Origin of the sequence: Oceaniferula flava (genome assembly GCF_016811075.1) — a bacterium.
Taxonomy (GTDB): domain Bacteria; phylum Verrucomicrobiota; class Verrucomicrobiia; order Verrucomicrobiales; family Akkermansiaceae; genus Oceaniferula; species Oceaniferula flava.
On record NZ_JAFBGL010000009.1, the window covers coordinates 1 to 25,485 of the forward strand.

Here is a 25,485-nt window from a genome sequence, read left to right on the forward strand (position 1 = left end):
AGGGGGATTTGTTTGTTCCTCCGGAGCTTGCGCCCTCTAAAAAAAGTAACTGTTAGGCTATAGTGAAAATGAATTTTCAACTTTGCTTTTGACATGCCTTCTCATGGAAGGGTTTGCACCCTTCGTTTGTTAGAGGTTTGGTCAGCCGTGAGCGCACGAGGGCTGCAAAGCCTTCGTTATGAAGATCCGCTATATGGGCAGGGCATTAGATGCCTAAGACGTCATTGGCCTGCTTGCGGATCTCGCGGTAGGCTTCGATGTCTTGTTTCATGTCCTTGCTGAAGCCGGGAACCATGGTGGTGAGTTTGTCAGCCCATTGGTCGAGCTTGTCCGGGAAGCATTGTTTCAGGACGTCGAGCATGACGGCTACCGAACAGGAAGCTCCGGGGCTGGCTCCTAACAGGGCAGCGATCGAGCCGTCTTCTGCGGCCACGATTTCGGTGCCGAACTGCAGCACACCACCTTTTTTCTCGTCCTTCTTGATGATCTGGACCCGCTGACCGGCGGTCTCGAGGTGCCAGTGTTCGAGCTCGGCTTCGGGGAAGAACTCGCGCAGGGTATCGATCCGGTCCTCATCGGTGAGCATGCACTGCTCGATGAGGTATTTGGTGAGGTCGAGGTTGTCTTTGCCGACAGCCAGCATCGGGATGAGGTTGGAAATTTTGACCGAGCTAGGCAGATCCAGCAGGGATCCGCTTTTCAGGAACTTGGGTGAGAAACCGGCGAAGGGCCCAAACAGCAGAGTCTTCTTGCCATCGATAACGCGGGTATCGAGGTGGGGAACGGACATTGGCGGCGCGCCGACCGCGGCTTTGCCGTAGACCTTGGCCTCATGTTTGGCGACGATTTCAGGGTTGTCGCAGACTAGGAACTGACCGCTGACCGGGAACCCGCCAAAGCCTTTGCCCTCGGGGATGTCGGATTTCTGCAGCAGCGGAAGGCTCGCGCCGCCGGCGCCGACGAAGACGAAGGGCGCTTTGATCTTGCGATTGATGCCGCGCTCCATGTTGCGGACCTTGATCTGCCAGCCGCCGTCTTTGGTGCGCTTGAGGTCTTTGACGATGTGATTGGTGGCCAGCTTGATGCTGTCCTGCGCTTCCAGATAGCTCACCAGCTGCTCGGTCAGTGCGCCGAAGTTGATGTCGGTGCCGCTGTTCACGCGGGTGGCCGCGATCGCTTCATGGGCGGGGCGACCCTGGGTGAGGAGGGGAGTCCACTCGCTGACGGTCTCGGCATCATCGGTGAATTCCATGTCTTGGAAAAAGTGGTGCGCTTGCATCTTCTCGAAGCGCTTTCTCAGGTAGCCGACGTTTTTCTTGCCGCGGACAAAGCTCATGTGCGGCACGGCATTGATGAACTCCTTGGGATCGCCAAGGATGCCCTGCTCGGTGAGGTAGGCCCAGAATTGCTTGGACACTTGGAATGCCTCGTTGATCTCCAGCGCCTTGGTGATATCGACGTCACCGTTCTCGAGCTCCTTGGTGTAGTTCAGCTCACAGAGTGCGGCGTGGCCGGTGCCGGCGTTGTTCCATGGATTCGAGCTTTCGCGTGCGACGTCGGCCAGGGCTTCGACGATTTGGATGTTCAGGGTGGGGTCCAGCTGGTGCAGCAGCACACCCAAGGTGGCACTCATCACACCGCCGCCAATGAGAAGCACATCGGCCTCCTCCATGGTTTCCCGACGCGCATCAACATCATTATTTTTCAAAGCCTGATCGTGAGACATGGTCGTGCATTTGCCATCCACCTGACTCGCTGTCAAGACTATCGCCTTACGGAAATGGTCACTTTCAGCGGTGGCTACTCGCTTTTTGGCTCCTCAGTCGCCTTGGGCGCGGTGGCGGTGACGGGGAGGACCGGAAAGAGCGGGAATGCGGCGTCCAGCTTGATCTCGGCAGGAGGTACCAGATCGAAGGGGCCTTCATGTGGCGGGCGCAGCTTGGAGGCGAGGCTGACGGCGGTGACCACCACGATGGTGTCGTCGTCTTTTACCGCCACTTTTCCTAGGTGCAGCAGGGAGGCAAAATGCGGCGTGATGCCCAGCTCAATCATGTCGCCCTGATGAAACCCCTTGTAGGAATCGGCATAGGGAGTGGGAAAAATGATCTCGGCGACCACCGGGTAGGGGGAGAGCTGGGTGTATTCATCCGGCTGCATGTAGGCACGCAGTTGGACGGCAAAGCCCTCGCTGATGATGTCGTCCTTCGTCAGTTTGCGAGCCCCGATCACGCGGTAGTTGCCTTCCAGATAGGTGCAGAAGGTGTTCTCGCGGAAATTCGTCAGGTAGCTGTGCAACAGGCTGGTGTTCACCTTCTCGAGCTCGCCGTCGGAGAACTCGAGGTAGCTCTTGCGCAGCACCGGTGCCGATCCGGCAGGCAGGCCAGGGGCGGTCTGGGAGGTATAGGCCTTGTGCTCTGGCAGTCGTCCCAGCTTACGCAGGATCTCGTAGTTGCGCGGCACCTCCGGATGGTTGAAAATGCTGAAGCAGAGTGACCAGGTGAGCACTGTGAAGCAGGAGGAAAGAATCAGGATAAGCATCCACCAAAACCACGGGGGACGGCTGTTCGCCATACGCTCCATAAATGTTGGTTGTGGGTCTCTCGGCACGGTGGGTTAATGGATAGTGGATAATGGGTAATGGACAATTAAAAAATCCGCGGATGGGAAAACTACTATTGGCTTCGAGGCGTCGCTACGCATAGTCTGGGGCAGATGCCAGCCCGCTCTGGTGGCATCCTTTCCAATCTCAACTTTTCATTCGCCGCGTGCCCAAAATTCAAATTCTCGACGACACCCTAGCCAGCCAGGTCGCAGCCGGGGAGGTGGTGGAACGACCGTCCTCGGTGGTCAAGGAACTGGTGGAGAATAGCCTGGATGCGGGGGCGAAACACGTCACCGTGGAAATCCAGCGCGGCGGCACGGCGATGATCCGGGTGACCGATGACGCCTGCGGCATGAACCGCGAGGACGCACTGCTCTCGCTGGAACGCCACGCCACCAGCAAGCTGAAGAATAGCGAGCAGCTGGAATCGATCCTGACCCTCGGGTTTCGCGGCGAGGCGGTGCCGAGTATTGCCAGTGTGGCGCGGTTCAGGATGACCACGCGGGAAAAAGGCAGCGTCGCAGGCACCGAAATTCAAGTCGACGGAGGCACGCTGCGCGACGTCCGCGATGCTGGGGTTCCGGAGGGCACGTCTATCGAGGTGAAACAAATTTTCTTCAACGTGCCGGCTCGGCGCAAGTTCCTGCGGGCGGAGAGCACCGAGTTCGCCCATGTCGAGCATCAGGTGCGCCTGCATGCCTTGGCAGCTCCAGAGGTGCGCTTCACCCTGATCAAAGATGGTCGACCCGTCTTCGATCTGCCGGCGGCCAGCGATTGGCGGGTGCGCATTTCGAGTCTGGCCGGGAGTGAGGCGGCGGGGAAATTGATCGAGGTGAAACGCAGTGCCGGCCCAGGCATGGTGCTGCGCGGATATCTGCTGCCTGCGGACTATGCGCGGAAGGGGAGACGACAGCAGTTTGTCTTCCTCAACGGACGCCCCATCGAGGACTCCGCGATCTCCCGAGCTCTACGCGATGGTTATAAAGGGGCGGTCAGCGATGGCGTGCACCCGGCGGCTTGGCTGTGGATCGATATGGATCCCTCACTGGTGGATGTGAATGTGCACCCGGCCAAAAAAGAGGTGCGATTCCGCCGTCCCTTCGATGTGCGCAATTTGATTGCCGAAGCGGTGGAGCGATCGCTGGCTGGCGATCTCGAGGAGCCGCCACCAGCTACTGATTTCCCCGCGACACCAGAGCGTGCGGAGACCACCGAGCAGCCAGTGGGCTCGCCGGTGGCGCCGACAGGTAAGAAACCTTCTGTCTCCGCTGTGGGGGCATCCTCGCAGCGGGTGCCTGTTTCGCCCCCTGCAGCACCGTCGCAGCCCAGCTCGCCGAGTCGGGAAACCTCGACATCTCAGCCGGTTTTTCCCCATCAGGTGGAGCAGCAGGAAGAGTTGACTGCTCCCTCGGGGAAACCCGTGGTGGAGCAGCCGGACTTCCGACTGATCGGGCCGTTGCACGATCGTTATGTCGTGTTAGAAGGTGACGAGGGAGTGGTGCTGCTGGACCCGGTCGCCGCGCGCGAACGAATCGTCTACGAAGATTTGTTAGCGGCGGGCAGTGGCGCGGCGATCGAATCCCAAGGCTTGTTAGTGCCAGAGCTGTTGGAACTGGATGCCGTGGATTACGACATCGTGCTGCGCCACGCGGGCCACTTTGCCGAGGCGGGCATGCAGGTGGATTCCTTTGGTGGCACCACGGTTCAGGTCAGCAGCATGCCGGCCTTCATCAAGGTGTCCGACGTCCGCGGCTTCTTGCTGGAGCTGGTGGACGAGCTGCACGAGACCGTGGGGTCGCGTCGTGGCAAAGCGATGGCGTTCGAGGCTTTTGCCACCGGTCTGGCCAAGCGGGTAGGGCGGCGGGAGCCATGCCGGATCGATCATGCGGAGTCCTTGCTGACCGCGATGTTTGCCTGTGACCTGCCCTATTGCACACCGGATGGTCGGCCCACCCTGATCCATATTTCCCTCAATGAACTCGACCGCAAGTTCGGTAAATAAGCTTCCGCCATGCTCCTGATCATTCGCAAACATAACGAAGCCGCTGCGATGACTCGCTGGGGTGTGCGCATTGCCCGCGCCCTCGACAGTCCGCTCAATATTCTCTGGCTGGAACAAGGCGGTAGCGATCAATCGGCGACCGATCTCAGCTGGAAGCCATGGGGGGTGGATCTTTTGGACGAGGAGGCGCAGTGGAGCCATCTGGCCGATGCCCTCATCGACTGCGGCACCATGGAAATCAAGCTTTGCCGAGTGAATTGCTTGAGCCGACACGAAACCGCGCTTTCCGTGGAGCGATCGCTCACCCCGGATCTGATCGTGGTGGGGCGGCATGATTCGGCGCGCGATGGATCGATGACAGGAAAGCTGGCGCGTGAAATCCTCGACGACGCGCACTGCCCGGTGCTGGTTCTGCGGCTCGGCAGTTTCAATATCGAAGAAAACACCGCCCCCTCGATTCTCGTGCCTTGCGCCGGAGGAAGTCACTCGCGATTGGGGCTCAGGTTGGCGGCGAAGATGGCCGGCAGCGAGGCCACTGCATTTTACATTGAATCGGATACCGATGAGCTCTCTGCGGATGTGGGGCGCGAGCACCTGCGGCGTGCGGTGCAGCGAGCTGGCGTTTCCGAAGAGGAGATCAGCTCCAAGGTGGTGCTTTCCGATAGCATTTCCACAGCTCTCAAGGCAGAGGTGAAAAGTGGCCAGTATGGGCTGTTGCTGATTGGCGCTACAGGCGGTGGCACGCTGCGGCGGAAGCTCTTCGGCACGGTGCCGGAGCGGCTGATGAAAGGTGACGAGGGGATGAGCGTGGGCGTGATCCGCGCGGCCCGACCCATGGGGCATCGCTTGCGCGAGAAAATGGGGCAGCTGCTCAGTCTGAACGTGCCGCAGCTCGAGCGAGACGAGCGGATTCTTCTGTTCACCGAGATCGAGGGCAAGGCGCGCTGGAGCTTTGATTTTGCAGTGTTGATGATTTTGGCCACGGCCATTGCTGGTCTGGGGCTGTTAGCTGACAGCGCGGCGGTGGTGATCGGTGCGATGCTGGTCGCTCCGCTGATGACCCCTTTGTTAGGTGGTGGTCTGGCGGTGGTGCAGGGGAACTGGCCGCTGTGGAGGCAGTGTCAGAAGGCCGTCCTCTTGGGCTTTTTCTCGGCTTTACTGATCGGCATTGGCCTCGGCTTTGGTGCGCGTAGCATCGGTATGGGGATCACCGGTGAACTTCTCGCGCGGGGCGAGCCGACCCTGCTGGATTTGGGTGTCGCGTTTATCTCGGGCATTGCGGCATCGTATTGCTTGGCCCGACCGAAACTCAGCAGCGCGCTTGCCGGTGTGGCGATTGCCGCCGCTCTGGTGCCACCGATCGCGACCACTGGCATCTGCCTCGCCTTGAACGAGCAGGACACAGCCAAGGGGGCGGGCCTGTTGTTTGGCACCAATGTGGTCGCCATCGTCCTGGGATCGGCGATGAACTTTCTCATTGCCGGAGTGCGTGGGAAAAAAGACGCCGCCCAGCTGTGGGCGCAACGTTTGGCGATTGTTCTGGCTCTCGTCTGTGCCGGCTTGACGGTTCCGCTGGCATCTGTGCTGGTCAGTAAGGCGGCGAAAACCAACCCCATCGAACGCAGCATCGCCGAGGTGCTCGTGGCGTCCGATCTTCCCGCAGCGCAGGATTACCGACTGCTGAGCACTCAATTTCATCGCAAAAAGAACCAGTCGGGAGTCATGGAGATCCACCTGGAAGGTCCCGGATTTCCTCCCCCCGAGCTCGCACAGAGCATTCAGCGGGCTGTTGAAAAGAGTCGTGGAAAAGGAGTGAAAACACGCATTCGGATGTCCCTGATCCGCGATGTGTCGTCCATCAATTGAGCGGGTTTTGCGTAACTTGCTGAAAAAGATGTATTTATGGGTTTTTCGCGGGTGGCTGAAATCCATCTATTCTTCTTGCCAAACCGGTTGATTTTAGTAAGTTCCGCCCTCTGATTTTCTTTCGTCCTGCGGATTGGCGCCCCGTATCTGTAGGACATCATGGGGCAACGCTGCTGAGTAAGATCAGCGGTAAACGGAAAGAAATTAACCAAGGAACCTAACCTTAACCACAAAACCAAAACTAATGACTGCTACTGCAGAACTGGAATCTTTGATCGACTCAAAGTTCCGCTCATTCGAAGAAGGATCCGTTGTCAACGGAACCATCATTGCCATCAAACCTCAAGTTGTCCTCGTGGACATCGGCTACAAATCCGAAGGCGCTATCCCAGCGGCTGAATTTGAAGACGAGGAAATCGAAGTAGGCGATGAGTGCGAAGTCCTTCTGATGAAACTCGAAAACGATGAAGGCATGGTCGTGCTCTCCAAAGAGAAAGCCGCCCACCGCAAGAACTGGGAAAAAATCGTCGGTGTTTACCACGACGGTGGACTCGTCAAAGGCAAGATCAAGAGCGCCGTCAAAGGTGGTCTCATGGTCAACGTCGGTGTCGAAGCCTTCCTTCCCGGCTCACAAGTCGACATCATCCCACCCAAAGACCTCAACGAATACGTTGGTAAGGTTTACGAATTTAAGATCGTCAAGGTCAACGACGAGCGCAAGAACATCGTTCTTTCCCGCCGCGAAGTGATCGAAAGCGAGCGCGCCGAGCAACGCCAGCAGTTCCTCCAGTCCGTCAAAGTTGGCGACAAGGTGGAAGGTCAGGTCAAGAACATCACCGACTTCGGTGCATTCGTCGACCTGCAAGGCATGGACGGCCTGCTTCACGTCACCGACATGAGCTGGGGTCGTATTTCCCACCCATCCGCTCTGGTCCACATCGGCCAGACACTGGAAGTGCTCATTCTCGACGTCGATCGTGAAAAAGAGCGTGTTTCTCTGGGCCTCAAGCAAATGGAGGACAACCCATGGGAAGACATCGAAGCTCGTTACCCAATCGGCACCGAAGTTACCGGAAAAGTCACCAAGCTTCTTCCTTACGGTGCGTTCATCGAGATGGAGAGCGGCGTCGAAGGCCTCGTTCACGTTTCCGAACTCTCTTGGGTCAAGCGTATCAACCGTCCAAGCGATGTGCTTGAGATCGACCAGGAAATCAAAGCTGTCGTCCTCGGTATCAGCATCGAGGAGCAGAAGATCTCCCTCGGCGTCCGTCAGATGGAAGAAAACCCATGGGACATCCTTGAGACCAAGTACCCAATCGGCACCCAAGTCAAAGGCGAGGTGCGCAACCTCACTCCTTACGGTGCATTCCTCGGAATGGAGGAAGGTATCGACGGTATGATCCACGTGTCCGATCTCTCTTGGACTCGCAAGATCAACCACCCAAGCGAAGTCCTCAAGAAGGGCGACGAAGTGGAAGCCGTGGTGCTCAGCATCGACAAGGACAACCAGCGTGTTTCCCTTGGCGTCAAGCAGCTTGACGGTGATCCATGGGCCGAAATCGAAAACGACTTCAAGGTCGGTGACCTCGTTAAAGGTTCCGTTGCCAAGATCGCTAGCTTCGGCGCATTCGTTAACCTCGAGAATGACATCGATGGCCTCATCCACATCTCCCAGCTTGCTGAGGGACACGTCGAGAAGGTCAAGGACGTCATCAAAGTGGGCGACGAAATCGAAGCCCGTGTCATCAAGGTGGACAAAGTGGAGCGCCGCATCGGTCTCTCCATCAAAGCCGTCAACTACGACCCAGAGCAACTCGAGAAAGAGTCCGCCAGCTTCGAGACCCTGCGTCCGTCTGGTGACCTCGTCGGCCTCGAGCAGGCATTCAACCTCGCTTCCTCCGGAAGTTCCGAGGAGTGGAGCCCAAGCTCTGACGACAAGGAGTAATCTCCGAGTCGCTTAAACGACCCAACAACAATCATCACGCCGCCGAGGGGAAACCTTCGGCGGCGTTTTTTTTGAGTGTGGTAGCTCGACACCGCTTTGTATTCTATGAATTTGGACAGCATTCATGTTGGAACCCTCGCCGAGAGCCTCCAATGCACCACTTTGGGGCAGGGTTGCCTGGAGGGGACATGGGGGCAAATCGCAAGAGTCAACCGCACCCTCCACTCACCACTTTGGGCGCAATGACGCCAGCAAGCTCGAATGGTGCGGCCCTTGCCTCCGAAGTGGCTTTCGAAGGAGATGGTATGGAGATTTTTGGCGAGGGCTCGGAGCTGAGTGACGCTCCACCCGTGAGATCGCAAAGCGGTGTCGAGCCACCGCACTCAAGATTACTCTCGCTTCGATCCATCGATTCAAGTTAGGTTCGACCAATGGCTCATCGTGATTCCATACCTTGGCCTCATGCGCCCCCGCATTTCAATAAAGCATCAGGGGTGTATATGGTGACTGCCGGAACCTACCGCAAACAGCACTTTTTTAAGAGTCGCTTAAGATTGAAGTTTCTTCATGAACAGCTGATGACTTTATCAGATCGCTACGGGTGGCAGCTCCAGGCTTGGGCATTATTTTCCAATCACTATCACATGATTGCCACCTCACCGAAGGAGGGTGGAGGCAATCTATCGAATATGCTTAGCCATCTCCATACGGTGAGTGCTCGTTACGTGAATAGCTTGGATGAAACTCCGGCACGCAAGGTGTGGCATAACTACAGGGACACGCCACTGACTTATGAGGCGTCCTACTTCGCGAGACTGCATTATGTAATAGAAAACCCAGTTAAACATGGATTGGTAGCTGTCGCGGATCAATACCCATGGTGCTCGGCTTCATGGTTTGCCCAGAAAGCCTCACCAGCTTTCCAAAATACGGTGCGGTCTTTTAAATACGATAGAATCAAGATCGAGGATGATTTCTGAGTGCGGTGGCTCGACACCGCTTTGTATTCTATGAATTTGGACAGCATTCATGTTGGAACCCTCGCCGAGAGCCTCCAATGCAACACTTTGGGTCAAGGCTGCCTGGAGGGGGCATGGGGAGGCAAATCGCAAGAGTCAACCGCACCCTCCACCCACCACTTTGGGCGCAATGACGCCAGCAAGCATAAATGGTGCAGCCCTTGCCTCTGAAGTGGCTTGCGAAGGAGCTGAGTGGCGCTCCACCCGTGAGATCGAAAGTGGTGTCGAGCCACCGCACTTATAGTAGAGCATCTACTGCGCATCCATTTTACTGAGGCCTCGTTTGGTGAGCCGCACGGTGAGGTCTTCACCTGTTTCTTCCGGGTTCCAGCCCATGGCGCGCCCTTCTTCGATGATGGTTTCCACCATGTCCGGTCTGAAAATGCGGGGACATTGGGCGATGATCATCTGACCGTCGGGGAACTCGTTGAGCTCGATGCGGACTTCGGTGAATCGATCGGTGCTGCGCTTTGCCCAGCGGTATTGGAGATCGTAGAAGCAGATGACTTCGCTGCGTTTGAGGGGAAGGGCCATGCAGGAATTCTAAGCACTAAGTGGTAAATTCTAAATGCCAAATAGTGGAAATAAATCAGTGCCAAAGATGATGGCTTCAGGGATGATGGGCGCGCGATGGCATTGACGGCTTACCAACAAACAGCAGAGGTTTTACGCGAGCTGGTGCGCGAGGCGGTGCTGGATCACGAGGCCTTCGAGCAGAAGGTGCGCGCCTGCGAGCTGGATCGGTGTCGGGCGACTTGTTGTCACGATGGCGTCTACCTTTCACAAGAAGAGGCTGAGGGCCTTCAGCGACTGATCGTAGATCATGCGGACACCTTTAAGGACTATGGTTTAAGTTTGCCAGTAGAGCCGATCGTTTCTGTCCGCGGAGGAAGATCATTGAAAACGGCGACCCGTGAGGCTGACGACGGGGAGCTGGCGGATGATTACCCGGCGCATTTTCCCAAGACCCGCTGCGTGTTTCTCGACCGGCAAGGTCGCTGCGGCATCCAACGCTTGGCGATGGAGCAGGGAGGGGAGCCATGGTTTGACAAACCGCTGACCTGCTGGATTCATCCGATTGTGGTCCAGCCGTCGAACCGAGAGAGGTCTCGGCCTGTGGTGAGTCTGGTATCGCCAGAAAATGATCCTCAGAAAAGCGGAGGCTATCCGGGCTTTGCCTCCTGCACTCACTGCGGCAGGCCGGATGAGGGTGGAAAAAAAGCCCGGCAGGTGTTAGCTGCCGAGCTTGAAATGTTAGGGGCGATTGCAGGTCGCGATTTATTGGGCGAACTGAATGCCGAGAATGTTTGATTGGAAACCTTAGAATGGCTCATGCAAGGGCATGAGGAACGTTCAGGGTCCGAATATCGTTAGACATCCAAGCTCGTCCACGCTGCATTCTTGGCGCTGGATCCGACCACGGCTTCAATGAAGGCCATGCCGCGAATGCCGTCGTCAATGCCTGGGTAATCGGTGGCGATCTCTGACGGTGTCTCACCAGCTTCTACCGCGCGAATGTGGTTGGAGAAATTCAGGTAAAGGTTGGCAAAGGCTTCCAGGTAGCCCTCTGGGTGGGCTGGGGGAGTGCGGGTGCCCGCTTTGGCGGCTTCGCAAAGGTAGTCGTGACCGGTGCGGTAGACTTCGGCTGGGCGGTCGTTGTATTTCACCAAGAGCGTATTCGGCTCGTTCTGATGCCATTCGAGCCCCGCCTTGGTTCCCCAGACGCGGATGCTGAGATTGTTCTCTTCACCAACGGCAATCTGCGAGGCATGTAAGACGCCCTTGGCACCGCCTTCGAAGCGGAGTAGCACGTTGCCATCGTCGTCGAGGCGACGACCGGGAACAAAGGCGGTGAGGTCCGCGGCGAGTTCGGAAATGTGCAGGCCGGAGATGACCTCGGCGAGGTTCTCAGCGTGGGTTCCGATGTCGCCCATGCAGCCGGCAGCGCCGGATTTTTTCGGGTCGGTGCGCCATGCTGCTTGTTTTTGGTCGTCCGACTCAATGGCATCGGCAAGCCAGCCCTGCGGGTATTCCACCACCACCTTGCGGATTTCACCAAGATGTCCTTCCGCCACGAGGTGGCGTGCTTGTTTCACCATCGGGTAGCCGGTGTAAGTGTGGGTCAGACCGAAGAGTTTGCCTGATTTTTCAATGATCGGCTTGAGCTGTTTGGCCTCGGCCAGGTCAAGAGTGGCGGGTTTATCACAGAGCACGTGGAAACCGGCTTCCAAGGCAGCCTTGGCGGCAGGGAAGTGGACGTGGTTAGGTGTGACGATGGCGACAAATTGCATGCGCTCATTTTCAGGCAGCGCACTTTCTTTTTCCATCATCTCCTCGTAAGTGCCGTAACAACGGTCGGCGGGGAGGAACAGGTCAGCGCCGGAATCTTTCGAGCGCTGTGGGTCAGATGAGAAGGCACCACAGACGAGCTCGATCTGTTGATCAATGGCAGCTGCGATGCGGTGCACTGCACCAATAAAGGCACCACGGCCACCGCCGATCATGCCCATGCGGACTTTTTGAGTAGGAATCATAATGAGTGTGTTTTGTTAGGTCGCTAGGGTCCGTTTGTTAGGCGGGTTTACTGATTGTCGTTATCAAAAGCAGAGTCAAACAGCCCACCGGTATTACGCGGGAAGTCGAGGTTTTTGACGTAAGCGCACGACTCGGTGGCGCCGTGGAAGCGGTCCATGCGGGCATCTTCCCATTCGACGGAGAGAGGACCCTCGTAGCCGGTGTCACTGAGAGCGACGATGATTTCTTCGAAATTAATATCGCCACGACCCACGGAACGGAAGTCCCAGAAGCGGCGGGCATCAGCGAACTCGGTATGACCCCCAAAGACCCCTACGGTGCCGTCACCGTGCCCCCACCAGGCGTCCTTCATGTGGACGTGGTAAATGCGATCCGAGAAGGTGCGGATGAATTTGACGTAGTCGACGCCTTGGTAGCCGAGGTGTGAAGGATCGTAGTTGAAGCCGAAACGCTTGTGCCCCTTGACGGCCTCGATGGCGCGTTCGGTGGAGGCGATATCGAATGCGATTTCCGTGGGGTGCACTTCGAGGGCGAAGTTGACATCGACTTCTTCGAAGACATCGAGGATGGGGATGAAGCGCTTGGCGAAATCGTCGAAGCCGGCTTGCAGGTATTCCTGAGATGTCGGTGGGAAGGAGTAGAGCGCGTGCCAGATTGAGGATCCGGTGAAACCGTTGACCGCTGGAGTGATGGGGTGTTTTCCGCCGGGGCGGGCATCCATGAACTTGCGGCAGGCACGGGCGGCATTTGCCATGTGCTCGGCGGCGCGCTGGCGCACACCTTCCGGGTCGCCATCGCCCCAAATGTCCTCACTGAGGATCGCTTTGTGGCGCTCATCGATGTTATCGCAGATCGCTTGGCCGACGAGGTGGTTGGAGATGGCGTAGCAGTCGAGGCCGTTGTCGTTGAGCAGCTGCCATTTCTCGGCGATGTAAGCATCATCGGAGAGTGCGGCATCGACATCAAAGTGATCGCCCCAGCAGGCGAGTTCAACACCATCGTAGCCCATTTCCTTAACCTTGGGCAGGAGATCGGCAAGCGAGAGATCGGCCCACTGGCCGGTGAAAAGAGTAACTGGTCGTGACATAATTGGATTCGGTTAGGTTGGTGTAGAGAGGTGTTGTTTCAAGGTGGCATCAAAGCGTGGTGCCATCCTCTGGTATATAGCTACAGCATTAGCATCGGGTGTGACAAGCGAGTCTTGCATTGGCTGCGTGAATGATGCTTCCAGAGCTTCCAGCGAGTAGCCGGGGGCATGACCCGCACGCATCGCCGCGCCCAGTGCGGCGGAGGCGTTGGTTTCCATGCGTTGCACATTGGCATTGAAAATGTTAGCGATGGTCTGGCAGACGCCGTGGCTCTGAGAAGTGCCACCGGTGACGTAAATGCTGTTGGGCACCGTGCCCATCCACTGGCTACGAGCCAACATGTTAAGAAATTGTCCGTCGAGCAGGCTGCGGATGGTGGTGGCGTCTTGCGGTGCCGCCGGAGCGAGCGGGGTGATTTCTGCTTCGAAAAACGGCAGGCTCGGCTGACTGTCGGCGGTCGGTGGCACCGAGGCGTGCTGGTCGAACTCCTCCCAGCTCAGACCGAGTGAGTTTTTCAGGCGTTCCGAGCAGAGTGCTCCATTGTGGAAGCAGATCAGACTCATGAAATTGCCGCAGGGGTTGCCGAATACGTGACCGTAGCCATCCGGATCGGTCCGTGGCTGGTCCATGGCGGCGAAGAGGGTGTAGCTGGTGCCCAGGCTGATCACCATTTTGCCCGGTGAAGCGGCACCCATACCAACCAGGCTACAGGGGTTGTCGCCCGACCAGAGAATGACTTTGGCCTTGGGGCTGAAGTGGTATTTTTCCACGAAGTAGTTAGCCAGCGTGCCGGCTACGGTGGACGATGCTGCTAGCGGGGGAAGCTTTTCAGCCAGACCGGGTGCGGTCGCAGCCAGCGCGGTCTCGTCCCACTCGCCGCTGCGGAGGTTCATCAGGTTCATACCGGCGCCGTCACCATGGTCGATGGCCACGGACTTGCCTGCCAGCACGGAAGCAAGAAACGAGCTGGTGAGGTGGATGCGATCGGTCGCCGCCCAGGCGTCGGGCGATTGCTTGAAAAAGCGGCGGATTTGCGGGCCGGAAAAGCGTTGGGTGGTGGTGGAGCCAGTGCGGCGCCCCATTTCCTCGTCGCCACCCATGGCGGCTGCGATTTCGGCGCATTCCTCAGAAGTCGAGCTGTCCATCCAGATGGGGGAGAGCGATCGGCTGAGGCAGGGAGCGAGCTGGGAGGAAAGGTCGCTTTGAGGATCCAAAGCGGCCAGTGTGTCAGAAAAAGTGGAGTTCAGGTAGACCGTGGCATGCTGCTGCCCGGAGCCTGAAATGGCGGTGATTTGAGAAAGATCCATGCCCTCGTCAACCAGACGGGAGAGAAGCAGATCCAGGGCGTCCAACCACATTAGGGGGCTGGAAAAAACCTCGCCATCATGGTCGCCGCGGACAAAGCCGGAGGTGGTTTGATGCTGCGGCAGATTGGCTTCGAAGTTCACCGATGACTGCGTGACAATCGTGCCAGCCTGAGTGTCGAGGATCAGGGCCGAGAGACTTTGGGTGGAGCAGTCTAAACCAAGGAGCATGGTGGGAAGGCTGAATAGTGGTGTGAAAGGGGGCGACTTGTCACCAGCAAGTGAAAGGGAAGACGCCTTCTCCGCTGGAGACGGAGAAGGCGTGATAAGAGACAGGTAGGTTTAGTCGTCAATCTTGACTGGCTTGTAACCACCGATGGCTTTGAAGTAGAGCATCAGCAAGAGGTAGATCACAGCCATGGCAGCGGGGATAAAGGAATCCACTTTCAAGGTGCGACGGTTACCTTCGATGTCTGCAGCGACCACAGTTTTCTGGGCCTCTGTGCGCTCATCGACGGCTGTTTTCTTAGCTTCTTCCAGACGTTTGCCCTCGATTGGAGTGACGGTATCGAACTGGAGGAACTGGCTCTTCTGCTCAGGTGCTTGCCAATCTGCGTAGAGTTCGGTGTCGGCTTTCTTGAGCTCTTCAGCGGCGTAGCGGTCTTTGAAATATCCGAGACCAGGGGTGCCGATGAGACCGGCGGACATCATGCCGATACCACCCATCAAGCTCATGGCGATAGCGCCAGTGGCAGGGAAGCGATCGCCAACGACGGCGAGCATGGTAGGCCAGAAGAAGGTCTTACCGAGAGCGTAAACGAGCAGGGCTCCGAGTGCTGGACCGAAGGAGGTGACAGCGGAGACCAGGTTCAGGCCAAGGCAACCGAGCAGGGCACAAACAAACAGCAGGCTGATAGGTTTGAGACCTGCTTTTTCCTCGATGAAGTGAGCGCAGAAACGCAGCAGGAACATCATGGCGGAGGTGAAGACAAAGAGGATCTTTCCTTCTTTCTCACTCAAGATGGCACCGGTGATATTCTGGATCCAACCGTCGGTGCCCAGCTCAACCGCGCCGACGAGGGCGTGGGTGATGAAGAGAACAAACAGCAGCCAGTGGCCGATGGCGAACTTGGTGATGGCTCCAATAGAGACCAAGGTGATGATGGCGATGAACAGCGAAATCAATTTTGGAGCGTTGGAGTCAGCTTCGAAGAATGGTGCGATCGTGCCCTGGAAGAACAGGTAGAGCATGAAGGAAACAACCAGTCCGCCGAGGATGCCGACGTCCTTGAGCATTTCACCAAACTTGAGGCCCTTCGCAGTAGCTTCCGACTGAGGAAACTTCTGGCCGAAGAACATCACACCGTAAACGATGGTAGGAACGAGGTAGAGTGCCAGCTGAGCTTTCCAGCCCCAGCCGCCTTCGCCACCGAGGAACCAACCGACCATGCCGCCGAGGATCATACCGAGTGGCCATGATGCGTGGAGGATGTTGAGGTAGTGGTTACGGTTCTCAGGGAAGAGGGTTGCCACCAGAGGGTTGGCCACCGCTTCGAGCGTTCCGTTAGCAAGCGCGAACACGAACATGCCCCAGAACAGGAACTGGTAGGCCGTGGCACTGTCCTGACCTTGCATCGCACCAAAGGTGATAAAGGCAGAGAGGATGTGGAAGAGGAAGGCGGCGATGACCAGCTTGCCGTAGCCGATTTTATCGACCACCACACCACCGATCATGATACCGAAGCAGAAACCAGTGAATCCAGCACCACCGATGGCACCTAACTGGGCTCCGCTAAAGCCAAAATCAGCGGCCCAGTTGGCAAAGATGCCGCCTCGGACACCGAAACCAACACCGGCTGCTAGAATCGCTACAAAGCCAGCCCATAAGAGCCGTTTTGCATTAATATTGTTATCGTTACTCATAGGGTAATATTAGTTTTATTTGTCAAATCGCTGAATGCGATTCACGTCTTCTATGCAAAGAAAAACGATTAGACCAGATAATCATTGATAATGTTTTCCAACATTTCTTGGCGTCCGCTAGAGAGTTGTGGTGGGTCAATTGACTGAGCGTGAGCGTCCAAGCTGTCGAGAGAGGTGGAGCCGGATTCGATCTCGGCACCAATGCCACTGTCATAACTCGAGTAACGTTCTGTGATGAAAGCATCCATCCGACCGTCTTCGATAATCTTGTGCGCGATCTTCAATCCGCGGGCGAAAACATCCATGCCACCGATGTGGGCGTGGAAGAGATCTTCCGGCTCGTGAGATTCACGACGACGCTTGGCATCGAAGTTCAAACCACCGGTGGTGAAGCCGCCCATTTTCAGAACGCGGATCATGACCTGGGTGGTGTCGTAAACATTGGTCGGGAACTGGTCGGTGTCCCAGCCGATGAGTTCGTCGCCACGGTTGGCATCGATGCTGCCGAGTGCGTTGGCACCGATGGCGACGTCGAGTTCGTGCTCCATGGTGTGGCCGGCGAGGGTGGCGTGGTTGGTCTCGATGTTGAGCTTGAAGTGGTCTAACAAATCATACTCACGGAGGAAATTGAGACAGGCAGCGGAATCGGAATCGTATTGGTGGGTGGACGGTTCGCGCGGTTTTGGCTCGATGTAGAACTGACCTTGGTAGCCGATCTTCTTGGCGTGATCCACGGCGAGGTGGAGCATGGCGGCGAGGTGATCGAGCTCACGTTTCATGTCGGTATTGAGCAGGGTGGCGTAACCTTCACGGCCTCCCCAGAAGACGTAGCCTTCACCGCCGAGACGGTGGGTGGCTTCAAGTGCGTGTTTCACCTGGCTGGCGCCGTAGGCAAAGACATCGGCATTCGGCGAGGTGGCTGCGCCGTGGGCGTAGCGCGGGTGACCGAACAGGCAGGCTGTTCCCCAGAGAAGTTTCTTGCCGGTTTCGCCTTGGAATTTTTCCAGCTCATCGACCACGCGATCGAGATTCTTGTGAGTTTCCGCGAGGGTGGCTCCTTCAGGGGAGATGTCGCGATCGTGGAAGCAGTAGTAATCGATCTGGGATTTGTTGAGGAACTCGAAGAAGACAGGCACCCGGTTCAGGGCGTTCTGCAGGGTTTCAGAGCCGTCGTCCCAGGGCATCAGTGCGGTGCCGGCACCAAAGGGGTCGCCCAGCTCGTTGCGCATGACGTGCCAGTATGCCGCGCCAAATCGCAGGTGCTCACGCATGGTTTTATCGCCAATTTTCTCGTCCGGATTGTAGTGACGGAAGGCGAATGGATTGGTCGATGACGTTCCTTCATACTGAAATTGAGGAACGTTAGGGAAGTATTCTGACATGTTTTTTTTATGTTGGGTTGATGTTGGTTGGTGAGGGTTATTGGGTTTTCCTAACGACCGAAAAGCTGGAGTTCATGGATGGACCAATAATATTTTGGACTCTTTCCTTGCTGATTGATGCGGATGAATCGAGCTTTGGTAGGCGTCGTGAAGAAGCTTGTTGTGGAGGCTGAACCTTGCTGGTTGCTGGTGGTTTTCCAGCTTTTTCCGTCCATGGAGAAACTGACGGTGTAGGTGGCTGGGAAGTCATTGGGCGACTGGGAACTGTCCATGGTGATGCGTTCGATCTCGACGGCGCTTGGCAGCTCGATCTGGATCCACATTCCTGGTTCCATTCTATGTTTCGAGCTGTAGCGGGTCTTGGCATTGCGATCGATGGCATACTTCAGGTCGTTTTCTCTGTGGCTGGCGGTGAGTTTCCACGATTGATGGTTGTTTAGCTCCTTGGGGGCTAAAGCATCCAGCTCTTTCTGTGTCCACATTTCCTTGCGACCGGAATCGACCTTGCGGATTCCTTTCACCATGGAAGGCGTGATCATCGAGGCTTTGTTGCCGAAGCTGTTACGCACGTAGGTGGCGACATCGGAAATCCATTGGTCGCTGTTGCTTCCTTGTGGTGGCATGATTCCGGCAGGGTAGTTCTTGCCATCCAAGGGACCTTGCAGACCGTGCAACAAGGTGCGCACCAGGGTCTCTCCGGAGCCGGTGACTCGCCCGGAGCTCAGCGCCGGAGCGAGAGTGACGCCTTCCTGACCTGCCATCGGCGACCCTTGACCCTTGTCGCCGTGACACTCGATGCAGAGCTGGGTGTAGATTTTCTGACCACGGGTCATGGCGCGATCCATGGGCGTGCTGGCTTTGCCCCGGCGAGGGTTGGCCAATTGTTCGCGGACCTTGATGTTGGCCACGACGGCAGGGAGATCTCCATGATCGGACATCAGCTGATCGCGCGTGCTGGCGAGGCTGGCCGGGTTACCGCAGTATTGCAGGGAGTTCAGCAGCTGGATGGCAATTTCGGGGTTTTCGGTGTCGGCGAGCTTGTTGATGGCAGCGAGCACAGTGGCATCGTTTTTCTTGATCCAGGCTTCACTAACGCGGATGGCATTGCAGACGATGCGTTGGTCGGAGTCGGTAAGGAGCTTGCCCAACAATTCCGGCTGAGCGGCTGACATGCCTTCGAGCGTCCACAGCGCGGTGATGCGCGTTTGTGTTTTGACCTTCGGGTTCAGCGTGGCTTTTTGCAGCTGCGGAGCGACGGATTCGCGGTCGTCACGGAGGATGATCAGGCGCTTCGCGGTGTCGCGCCACCAGCCGTTGGCGTGGTCGAGGTATTTAAGCAGTTCCACGGTTTTCAGTCCATTGAGTTTGGGTTTGGGCCCCGGTTTATGGTCCTTGTGCACCAGACGGTAGATGCGTCCTTTGCCGATGTTTTTGTTGAGCCCCCAGTTGTCGATGATGCCGCGCAGGTAGCTGCCGGGTTTGGTCCAGTTTCCTTGCTGGATGATGCCGCGGTGCATATCGACGATGTAAAGGCAGCCGTCCGGACCGGTGGATGTTTGCACCGGGCGGAAGTTGATGTCCCTGGTGCGAATGAATTCCGTGCCAGGCTCGGTGGCGCTGCCGATGACGGTTTTACCATTCGAGCGTTCGACTTTGGCGCGGCGGATCAGACGACCGACCGGTTCCGGGACGAAGAGGTCGCCGTAGACATCGGACGGTAAGGCATCGCCTCGGAAAATTTCCTGACCAGCGCAGCCGGTGAAGTAGTTCAGGCCTCCAGTGGGTCCCACGCGGCGTTCGCCACCTTGCACATCCGGCACGGGGGCCATCGGGTAGACTTTGTAGAAGGTTCCTTTGAATTCGTTCGGCACACTGATCATGCCGTATTGGGCAGGCTGCTGGAAACCTTCGGCCGGACGCTCGCGGCCGGCACGGGTGTAATACATCCGACCGTCGTCGTCCTGGGTCAATCCCCACTGGCCGTTGCCGCTTGGGATTTTTTCCACTTCCAATTTACCATCGGTGAAGCGGTAGCGAACGTTTTCGTAGGTGAGATAGATCCAGTTATCCAATGCCCAGATCAGACCGCTCGGCTGGTGCTCCATATTACCTCCCCGGTGACCACCTTCGTGAATTTTGACTTTCTCATCAGCCACTCCGTCGCCATCGGTATCGCGGTAGTTCCATAGGTCAAGGGTGTGGGAGACACCCACCATCAAGCGATCGTCGAGTGGAAGAATCATGCGAGGCAGCACCATCTTGTCGATGTAGACACTGTGCTTATCATACACGCCGTCGCCATCGGTGTCCTCGTGACGGGAGATTCTGGAAACCGGTTCGTTCTCGCCGGAGGCATCGGCATCCTGCATGTAGCTGCGCATTTCCACCACATACATCACGCCATTGCCATCCCACGCGACGGCGACAGGTTCGTGAATAATCGGGTCGCTGAGGACCAGTTGAAGCTCGTAGCCTTCCGTAACTTGAAGCGACTCCAGGGCGCCCTTTTTGCTGAGGAAGCCGCGTTGGTAGATTTCTTGATCCTGGTCCTGATCCTGAGCGGAAAGCGGAGAGAGGGTGGCGAAGCCGACAAGAGCGGCGGTGATGCTGTAATTACGAAATAATTTCATGCGAAGAATGATTGTTTCACCTAATACGGAAGCTGTCTATTGTTTCACACGTCAAGAGGTTATCATTTTTCGTCATTGAATCGGCAGGGGATTTAGCCAGTGTAGGCCCATGGATGAGCACCCGGAACTCGATGCCAAAGGCTTCACCGCGACGCTGATGCCGGGCCAAATCGCGCCGGCACTTTTTCAGGCGCTACCGGATGTGATTTTTTGGATCAAGGATGCTGAGGGCCGCTTTGTCTATGTCAACCAGGCCTTCTGCCACGAGGTGGCGAAAATGAGTGAGGACGAGGTGTTGGGTCTGAAGGACGGAGATATCTTCCCGCCCACTCTGGCGAAGGTCTTTCTGCGCGGCGACCAGCGGGTGCTCAAGTCGCGAAAACCGAAACTCAACAAGCCGGAGCTGCTGCCCAATCGCATGGGAGGGGTCGAGTGGCGATCGACGAGTAAAATCCCGCTGCAAGATCTCGAGGGCAACTGGGTGGGCACGGCCGGGATTTCCAGAAAAACTGGATACAGCGAGCAGCTCCCCACCTCGGGCGGCCAGCGGAAGCTTTCTGTGATCGTCGCGGCGATTCACGATAACTTGCAGCACCAGGTGAGTATTACCAGTCTGGCTCAAGCGGCCTCGATCTCGGTGAGCACGCTGGAACGTTTGTTCCGTGAGCATATGGATACCACACCGCGGCAGTTCATTCTGCAGGTGAAGATGTCGGCAGCCTGCGATTGGTTGATGAATACGGAGATGCAGGTGAGGGAAGTGGCCAATGCGCTGGGTTATGAAGAACACGCCAATTTCACCCGCGCCTTCACCAAGCTGATGGGGATGTCTCCGCGTGCGTATCAAGAATTTTACAAAAAGAGTTAGAAAATGGAATTACCGATTCATGCCTTACGTGACGAGATTGGCGAAGCTGTGCAGCAGAGCGGGCGTTTGCTGCTGCGCGCCCCCACGGGATCAGGGAAATCGACCTGTGTTCCGTCGATGTTGTTAGAAAGTGGGGTCGAGGGACTGATTGTGGTGGTGCAGCCTCGCCGGATTGCTGCCCGACTGCTGGCCAGACACGTCGCGGCACTGCGTGGTGTGAAACCCGGTGGCGAGGTCGGTCACGTGGTGCGCTTTGAAAACTGCATGAGCGAGCAGACTCGCATCGTTTACGTAACCGACGGTGTGCTGCAGCGCTGGCTGCAAGAAGATGCCGATCTTCCGGGCGTGGGTGCGGTGGTCTTTGATGAATTTCACGAACGCCGCATCGCCAGTGATGTGGCTTTGGCACGGTGCCTCGATTTGCAGGAATCTTCACGGGAGGATCTCAAGTTGGTGGTGATGTCCGCGACGCTGGAAACTGGCGGCCTGCGCGAGTATCTTCAGCCCTGCGAGGTGCTGGAGGCAGATGGGCGTGTTTTTCCTGTGGATATCAAGTATCAGGCGATCAGTCAGGGGGCGCAACGCGGCGCTCAGGGGCCACGTGCAGGACTGTGGGATCACGTGGCGGCAGCGATCAAACAGGAGGTCGGCCGCGAGGATGCGGGGCATATTCTGGTCTTTCTTCCCGGTGTGCATGAAATCCGGCGGACGGTGGAGCTGGTGGAGCGCGCGGCGTGGTCGCGTGGCTGGAAAGTCTGTCCGCTATACAGTGGTCTGTCGCCCAAGCTGCAAGATGAAGCGGTGGCTCCTCACGGAAGTCCGCGTATCATTGTCTCCACCAATGTGGCGGAGACCTCACTGACCATCGATGGCGTTTGCACGGTGATCGATGCCGGATTGGCGCGTGTCGCTCGCTACGATCCCGTGCGAGGGATCGATACCTTGATGATCGAAAAAATCTCGCGCGCTTCAGCGGATCAACGTGCCGGTCGGGCAGGACGGACGGCGCCGGGGAAATGTCTGCGTCTGTGGAGTGAGAACGATCATGGTCGGAGGGTGGCCTTTGAGCTGCCCGAGATCAAACGGGTCGACCTCGCAGAGGTGCTGCTCGCACTCAAGGCGGCGGGCATCGACGATGTGGCGAAGTTCCGCTGGTTGGAAGCACCCGATGCCCATGCTCTGGAGGTGGCGACCCAGCTGCTGCATCAGCTCGGCGCGCTGGATGTTCTCGAAGAAATCACGGAGCAGGGTAGGGCGATGGCCCGCTTTCCTCTGCATCCACGTTATGCCCGACTTCTGTTAGCGGGGCAACAGCACAACTGTGTGGCCGAGGCTGGTTTCATTGCCGCGGCCGTGCAGAGCGAGGGTGTTTTTCTACGGGGGAAAGGGGGGCAGAAAGCATTTAGTGACGACAGTGATCTCACCGATTTCGCCGCCGAGTGGCGTGCCTTCAATGTGGCACGCGATATGCGCTACGATCCCCGACGCTGTGGCGATTATGGCATCATGGCGCGTGGTGCACGCGAGCTGGAGAAGGCACTGAAGCAGTTGGAGCAAATCGCTCGAAGGTCAGGGCTCAATTGGCGCCCTCCGCGCGATGCTGAATTCGATCAAGAGGCGGTGCGCCATGCGGTGTTGGCAGCCTTGAGTGATCGCTTGGCAGCCCAGCTGGGTGAGGCCACCTTGTCGTGTCGGGTGGTCGGAAACCGGAAAGGGAAAATCGATGCCGAGAGTGTGGCTAAGGGCGCCGATGCCTTTGTGGCTGCCGAGATGACCGAGGTCGAGGGCCGGGAGGTCTCGGTGTACTTGAACCGCTGCACCAGGATCTCGCTCGAGTCGCTGCAGGCGCAATTCCCGGAGGACTTTTCCGATCACGATGGGGCTGTTTATGACGAGTCGGCACGGCGTGTTGTGAGGCGACGCGAAACCCGCTTCCGTGACCTCGTGCTTGCCTCCAAAGAAGGTGGAGAGCCACCGCTCGATCAAGCCGCTCATCTGCTTGCTCAACGGGTGGTTTCCGGAGAGCTGAAACTCAATAAGTGGGACCGCGCCGTCGAGCAATGGATCGCACGCTTGGTGAACCTCAGCCAGTGGATGCCGGAGATGGAGCTGCCCGGATTCAGCGAGGACGATCATCAAATGGTGATTGAAGAAGTTTGTCAGGGAGCGAAATCCTACAAAGATATCAAAAACCGCGACGTCCTCCCGGTGCTTTCCAAATGGCTGTCCGGACCGCAAAAGGCGGTGCTCGATGCCTATGCGCCGACCGAAGTGAAGCTCTCGAATGGGAAGTCCGCCAAGGTGAAATACAAGCGTGATGCCGAACCCTGGATTGCGATGAAAATGCAGCACCTTTACGATGTCACCGAGCTTCCGAAAATCGCCGATGGCAAGGTGAAGTTGTTAGTCCACTTGTTGGCACCCAATCAACGTCCGTGGCAGGTGACAGGTGATCTCGAAGGGTTTTGGGAACGCGGCTATCCCCAGATGAAAAAAGACCTCGCAGGAAGATACCCCAAACACGAATGGCGATGATGATGGAAAGATTCGATTGAGTTGAACATTATCTATCGAACTCCCCCTGACTATGCACGATCGATCGAACCAACTTCCCACCCGGCGCCAAGCCTTGCTTTTCTCTGCCAAGGTGAAGCTACTGCAGGGGCGGCGCATGCTGATGAATCTTGCAGACGGGGTGAGTCGACATCCTCGATCGGACGCTCTTAGCGAGGCACCAGTCATCGCCAGCTCGTCCACTCCGCTCTGGACCGAAGAGCACGCAGCCGAACGCGACCTAACAGCAGGCAAGGTCCAGAACCTTCGCATGGCCTGCCGGGCGCTGCACGGCACGGTGATTCCGGCTGGCGAGGTGTTTAGTTTTTGGAAGCAAATGGGGCGAACCACCCGAGGCAAGGGATACGTCGTAGGTAGAGAGTTGAGGGAGGGTTGCATGATTCCCAACCTTGGTGGTGGGCTGTGTCAGCTTTCCAACGGACTTTACAATGCCGCGCTCAAGGCAGGGTGCCGCATCGTTGAGCGCCATGCGCACTCGCAGGTGGTTGCCGGTTCTCTTGCGGCGGTGGGTAGGGATGCGACGGTATTTTGGAACTATGTTGATCTACGGTTCAGCTACCATGCCGCTCTGCGCCTGGAAGCCTCCTTGAGTAAAAACCATCTTCACATCCGCTTCCTCAGTGAGCAAAGCGGAGATGCGATGGCACCTGATTCAGGTTCTTCTCCGCAGCCGATTGAAGAGGTGGGAAATTGTTTCAGCTGTAATGTCGGTGGCTGTTTTCGGAACGCTCCTCAGGATGCAACAAAGCAGGACTTGGGTCGCACGGCGGTGTTGTTAGATTCGTATGTGCCCGAGTTCCAGCAGTGGTTAAACACCCACCTGCAGGCTGACGACCGGGTGCTGTGTCCTATCAACGCCCGTCGATACCGAGCTCCGGCGTATCGGTGGAAAAACCCGACGGCGACCCCTTTCCGCTACGCCACTGCTCTGACGCTTCTGAGATCGCTTCGGCTCCGTTTTCTGTCCCAGAACGGCGGAGCGTTGCAACGGACCTTGATGGAGTTCGATCAAAAACTGGCTGCTACCTACGCCCGTAGGATCGATTTCCGCGTCACTCACCTGATCGTTAGCCAGAACCTTCTGCCGCACCTCTGGCGGCTCGGAGTGATGGGTGGACGAACCTTCGATGTTCTTGCTACGCGCTATCCTCTGGGGGAAATACAAAGCCGATTGAACTCTGCTCATATCAAACACGCTCGGAGCTCGACCCTGAATGATTTTCGCGTGGATGCATCTTTGTGCGAGATCGAGCAGGAAGCTTTATCGCATGCTCAGCGGATCTTCACCGCCCACCACGGAGTGGCGGATGCCATGCCCGGCAAGGTGACTCGCTTGCCCTGGGTGGTTCCTCAAGTTGAAGTTCGGTCGCACACGCCGCACTCACCTCTGATGATCGGGTTTCCCGCTTCACCTCTTGGAAAAAAGGGCGTGTATGAGCTGCAAGAAGCGCTGCAGGGGATGGATGTCACCGTGCTGGTCTTAGGAAACGCCGATGAAGGTGTAGACTTGCCGAATAGTCGTCAGGCTAGCCTGTCTGAGATCATGCAGTGTGACCTTGTCGTCTTGCCAGCTCACATCGAGCACTCACCGCGACCTCTGCTTCGGGCACTTGCGATGGGCGTGCCGGTGATTGCAACCAAAGCTTGTGGGTTGCCTGCTCAAGAGGGACTCACCTTGTTAGAGGAACCTGATGTGACGGCTCTCAGGAAGCTCATTCAGACTTTCGCCCAGAGCGTGCGGCCTTGA

At 57.2% G+C, this 25,485-nt stretch carries 17 protein-coding genes; 8 read left to right on the forward strand and 9 right to left on the reverse strand.

Going from position 1 to position 25,485, the window contains the following annotated elements; translation table 11 throughout:
• Positions 1-205: 205 nt before the first annotated feature.
• Together mqo and JO972_RS13010 are read right to left on the reverse strand one after the other, a co-directional pair.
• A complete protein-coding gene (mqo, locus tag JO972_RS13005) occupies positions 206-1,726 on the reverse strand; it encodes a malate dehydrogenase (quinone) (RefSeq protein WP_309490499.1) in 1,521 nt (506 codons plus the stop codon).
• Positions 1,727-1,800: 74 nt separating this feature from the next.
• Entirely contained in the window at positions 1,801-2,538 is a 738-nt protein-coding gene (locus JO972_RS13010) for a hypothetical protein (protein ID WP_309490500.1), read from the reverse strand.
• A 227-nt stretch (positions 2,539-2,765) separates the two neighbouring features.
• On the opposite strand from JO972_RS13010, the gene mutL reads away from it, so the two are divergent.
• From mutL to JO972_RS13030, 4 genes are all read left to right on the forward strand, one after another.
• A complete protein-coding gene (mutL, locus tag JO972_RS13015; protein WP_309490501.1) occupies positions 2,766-4,604 on the forward strand; it encodes a DNA mismatch repair endonuclease MutL in 1,839 nt (612 codons plus the stop codon).
• Between the two features lie 9 nt (positions 4,605-4,613).
• A complete protein-coding gene (locus tag JO972_RS13020) occupies positions 4,614-6,470 on the forward strand; it encodes a DUF389 domain-containing protein (protein WP_309490502.1) in 1,857 nt (618 codons plus the stop codon).
• Between the two features lie 244 nt (positions 6,471-6,714).
• Positions 6,715-8,415 (forward strand): 30S ribosomal protein S1, encoded by a 1,701-nt coding sequence (locus JO972_RS13025; RefSeq protein WP_309490503.1) that lies wholly within the window; start codon positions 6,715-6,717, stop codon positions 8,413-8,415.
• A gap of 431 nt (positions 8,416-8,846) precedes the next feature.
• Positions 8,847-9,395, forward strand: coding sequence for an REP-associated tyrosine transposase (locus JO972_RS13030; RefSeq protein ID WP_309490504.1), 549 nt, complete (start codon positions 8,847-8,849; stop codon positions 9,393-9,395).
• A 291-nt stretch (positions 9,396-9,686) separates the two neighbouring features.
• On the opposite strand, the gene JO972_RS13035 is transcribed toward JO972_RS13030, so the two are convergent.
• Positions 9,687-9,968: a hypothetical protein gene (locus JO972_RS13035; protein ID WP_309490505.1), complete on the reverse strand. Its 282-nt coding sequence runs from the start codon at positions 9,966-9,968 to the stop codon at positions 9,687-9,689.
• A 96-nt stretch (positions 9,969-10,064) separates the two neighbouring features.
• On the opposite strand from JO972_RS13035, the gene JO972_RS13040 reads away from it, so the two are divergent.
• Entirely contained in the window at positions 10,065-10,745 is a 681-nt protein-coding gene (locus tag JO972_RS13040) for a DUF3109 family protein (protein WP_309490506.1), read from the forward strand.
• Between the two features lie 59 nt (positions 10,746-10,804).
• On the opposite strand, the gene JO972_RS13045 is transcribed toward JO972_RS13040, so the two are convergent.
• The 6 genes from JO972_RS13045 to JO972_RS13070 all read right to left on the reverse strand — a co-directional run bounded on the left by JO972_RS13045 (position 10,805) and on the right by JO972_RS13070 (position 20,296).
• Positions 10,805-11,968: a Gfo/Idh/MocA family protein gene (locus tag JO972_RS13045; protein WP_309490507.1), complete on the reverse strand. Its 1,164-nt coding sequence runs from the start codon at positions 11,966-11,968 to the stop codon at positions 10,805-10,807.
• Positions 11,969-12,015: 47 nt separating this feature from the next.
• Entirely contained in the window at positions 12,016-13,056 is a 1,041-nt protein-coding gene (locus JO972_RS13050) for a sugar phosphate isomerase/epimerase family protein (RefSeq protein WP_309490508.1), read from the reverse strand.
• 12 nt (positions 13,057-13,068) lie between these two features.
• The gene (locus tag JO972_RS13055) at positions 13,069-14,592 is read right to left on the reverse strand and encodes an FGGY family carbohydrate kinase (protein WP_309490509.1); all 1,524 of its coding nucleotides are present in this window, start codon (positions 14,590-14,592) and stop codon (positions 13,069-13,071) included.
• A gap of 111 nt (positions 14,593-14,703) precedes the next feature.
• On the reverse strand, positions 14,704-16,284 hold the full coding sequence (locus tag JO972_RS13060; RefSeq protein ID WP_309490510.1) for an MFS transporter: 1,581 nt from the start codon (positions 16,282-16,284) through the stop codon (positions 14,704-14,706).
• A 68-nt stretch (positions 16,285-16,352) separates the two neighbouring features.
• Positions 16,353-17,666 carry a xylose isomerase gene (gene xylA, locus JO972_RS13065; RefSeq protein WP_309490511.1) on the reverse strand — a complete coding sequence of 438 codons (1,314 nt, stop codon included), beginning with the start codon at positions 17,664-17,666 and terminating at the stop codon, positions 16,353-16,355.
• A 50-nt stretch (positions 17,667-17,716) separates the two neighbouring features.
• Positions 17,717-20,296: a DUF7133 domain-containing protein gene (locus JO972_RS13070; protein ID WP_309490512.1), complete on the reverse strand. Its 2,580-nt coding sequence runs from the start codon at positions 20,294-20,296 to the stop codon at positions 17,717-17,719.
• Between the two features lie 109 nt (positions 20,297-20,405).
• Between JO972_RS13070 and JO972_RS13075 the strand changes: the two genes are divergently transcribed.
• Genes JO972_RS13075 through JO972_RS13085 form a run of 3 tightly spaced genes read left to right on the forward strand, consistent with a single transcriptional unit; the run spans position 20,406 to position 25,485 of the window.
• Positions 20,406-21,164: a helix-turn-helix domain-containing protein gene (locus JO972_RS13075; RefSeq protein ID WP_309490513.1), complete on the forward strand. Its 759-nt coding sequence runs from the start codon at positions 20,406-20,408 to the stop codon at positions 21,162-21,164.
• A 3-nt stretch (positions 21,165-21,167) separates the two neighbouring features.
• A complete protein-coding gene (hrpB, locus tag JO972_RS13080; RefSeq protein WP_309490514.1) occupies positions 21,168-23,699 on the forward strand; it encodes an ATP-dependent helicase HrpB in 2,532 nt (843 codons plus the stop codon).
• Positions 23,700-23,751: 52 nt separating this feature from the next.
• Positions 23,752-25,485: a VanW family protein gene (locus JO972_RS13085; protein WP_309490515.1), complete on the forward strand. Its 1,734-nt coding sequence runs from the start codon at positions 23,752-23,754 to the stop codon at positions 25,483-25,485.

What these genes read in the sequence shown, in the direction of transcription:
- mqo (WP_309490499.1), bottom strand. Translation starts at nt 1,726, where the DNA reads ATGTCTCACGATCAGGCTTTGAAAAATAATGATGTTGATGCGCGTCGG.
- JO972_RS13010 (WP_309490500.1), bottom strand. Translation starts at nt 2,538, where the DNA reads ATGCTTATCCTGATTCTTTCCTCCTGCTTCACAGTGCTCACCTGGTCA.
- JO972_RS13020 (WP_309490502.1), top strand. Translation starts at nt 4,614, where the DNA reads ATGCTCCTGATCATTCGCAAACATAACGAAGCCGCTGCGATGACTCGC.
- JO972_RS13025 (WP_309490503.1), top strand. Translation starts at nt 6,715, where the DNA reads ATGACTGCTACTGCAGAACTGGAATCTTTGATCGACTCAAAGTTCCGC.
- JO972_RS13030 (WP_309490504.1), top strand. Translation starts at nt 8,847, where the DNA reads ATGGCTCATCGTGATTCCATACCTTGGCCTCATGCGCCCCCGCATTTC.
- JO972_RS13035 (WP_309490505.1), bottom strand. Translation starts at nt 9,968, where the DNA reads ATGGCCCTTCCCCTCAAACGCAGCGAAGTCATCTGCTTCTACGATCTC.
- JO972_RS13040 (WP_309490506.1), top strand. Translation starts at nt 10,065, where the DNA reads ATGGCATTGACGGCTTACCAACAAACAGCAGAGGTTTTACGCGAGCTG.
- JO972_RS13045 (WP_309490507.1), bottom strand. Translation starts at nt 11,968, where the DNA reads ATGATTCCTACTCAAAAAGTCCGCATGGGCATGATCGGCGGTGGCCGT.
- JO972_RS13050 (WP_309490508.1), bottom strand. Translation starts at nt 13,056, where the DNA reads ATGTCACGACCAGTTACTCTTTTCACCGGCCAGTGGGCCGATCTCTCG.
- JO972_RS13055 (WP_309490509.1), bottom strand. Translation starts at nt 14,592, where the DNA reads ATGCTCCTTGGTTTAGACTGCTCCACCCAAAGTCTCTCGGCCCTGATC.
- JO972_RS13060 (WP_309490510.1), bottom strand. Translation starts at nt 16,284, where the DNA reads ATGAGTAACGATAACAATATTAATGCAAAACGGCTCTTATGGGCTGGC.
- xylA (WP_309490511.1), bottom strand. Translation starts at nt 17,666, where the DNA reads ATGTCAGAATACTTCCCTAACGTTCCTCAATTTCAGTATGAAGGAACG.
- JO972_RS13070 (WP_309490512.1), bottom strand. Translation starts at nt 20,296, where the DNA reads ATGAAATTATTTCGTAATTACAGCATCACCGCCGCTCTTGTCGGCTTC.
- JO972_RS13075 (WP_309490513.1), top strand. Translation starts at nt 20,406, where the DNA reads ATGGATGAGCACCCGGAACTCGATGCCAAAGGCTTCACCGCGACGCTG.
- hrpB (WP_309490514.1), top strand. Translation starts at nt 21,168, where the DNA reads ATGGAATTACCGATTCATGCCTTACGTGACGAGATTGGCGAAGCTGTG.
- JO972_RS13085 (WP_309490515.1), top strand. Translation starts at nt 23,752, where the DNA reads ATGCACGATCGATCGAACCAACTTCCCACCCGGCGCCAAGCCTTGCTT.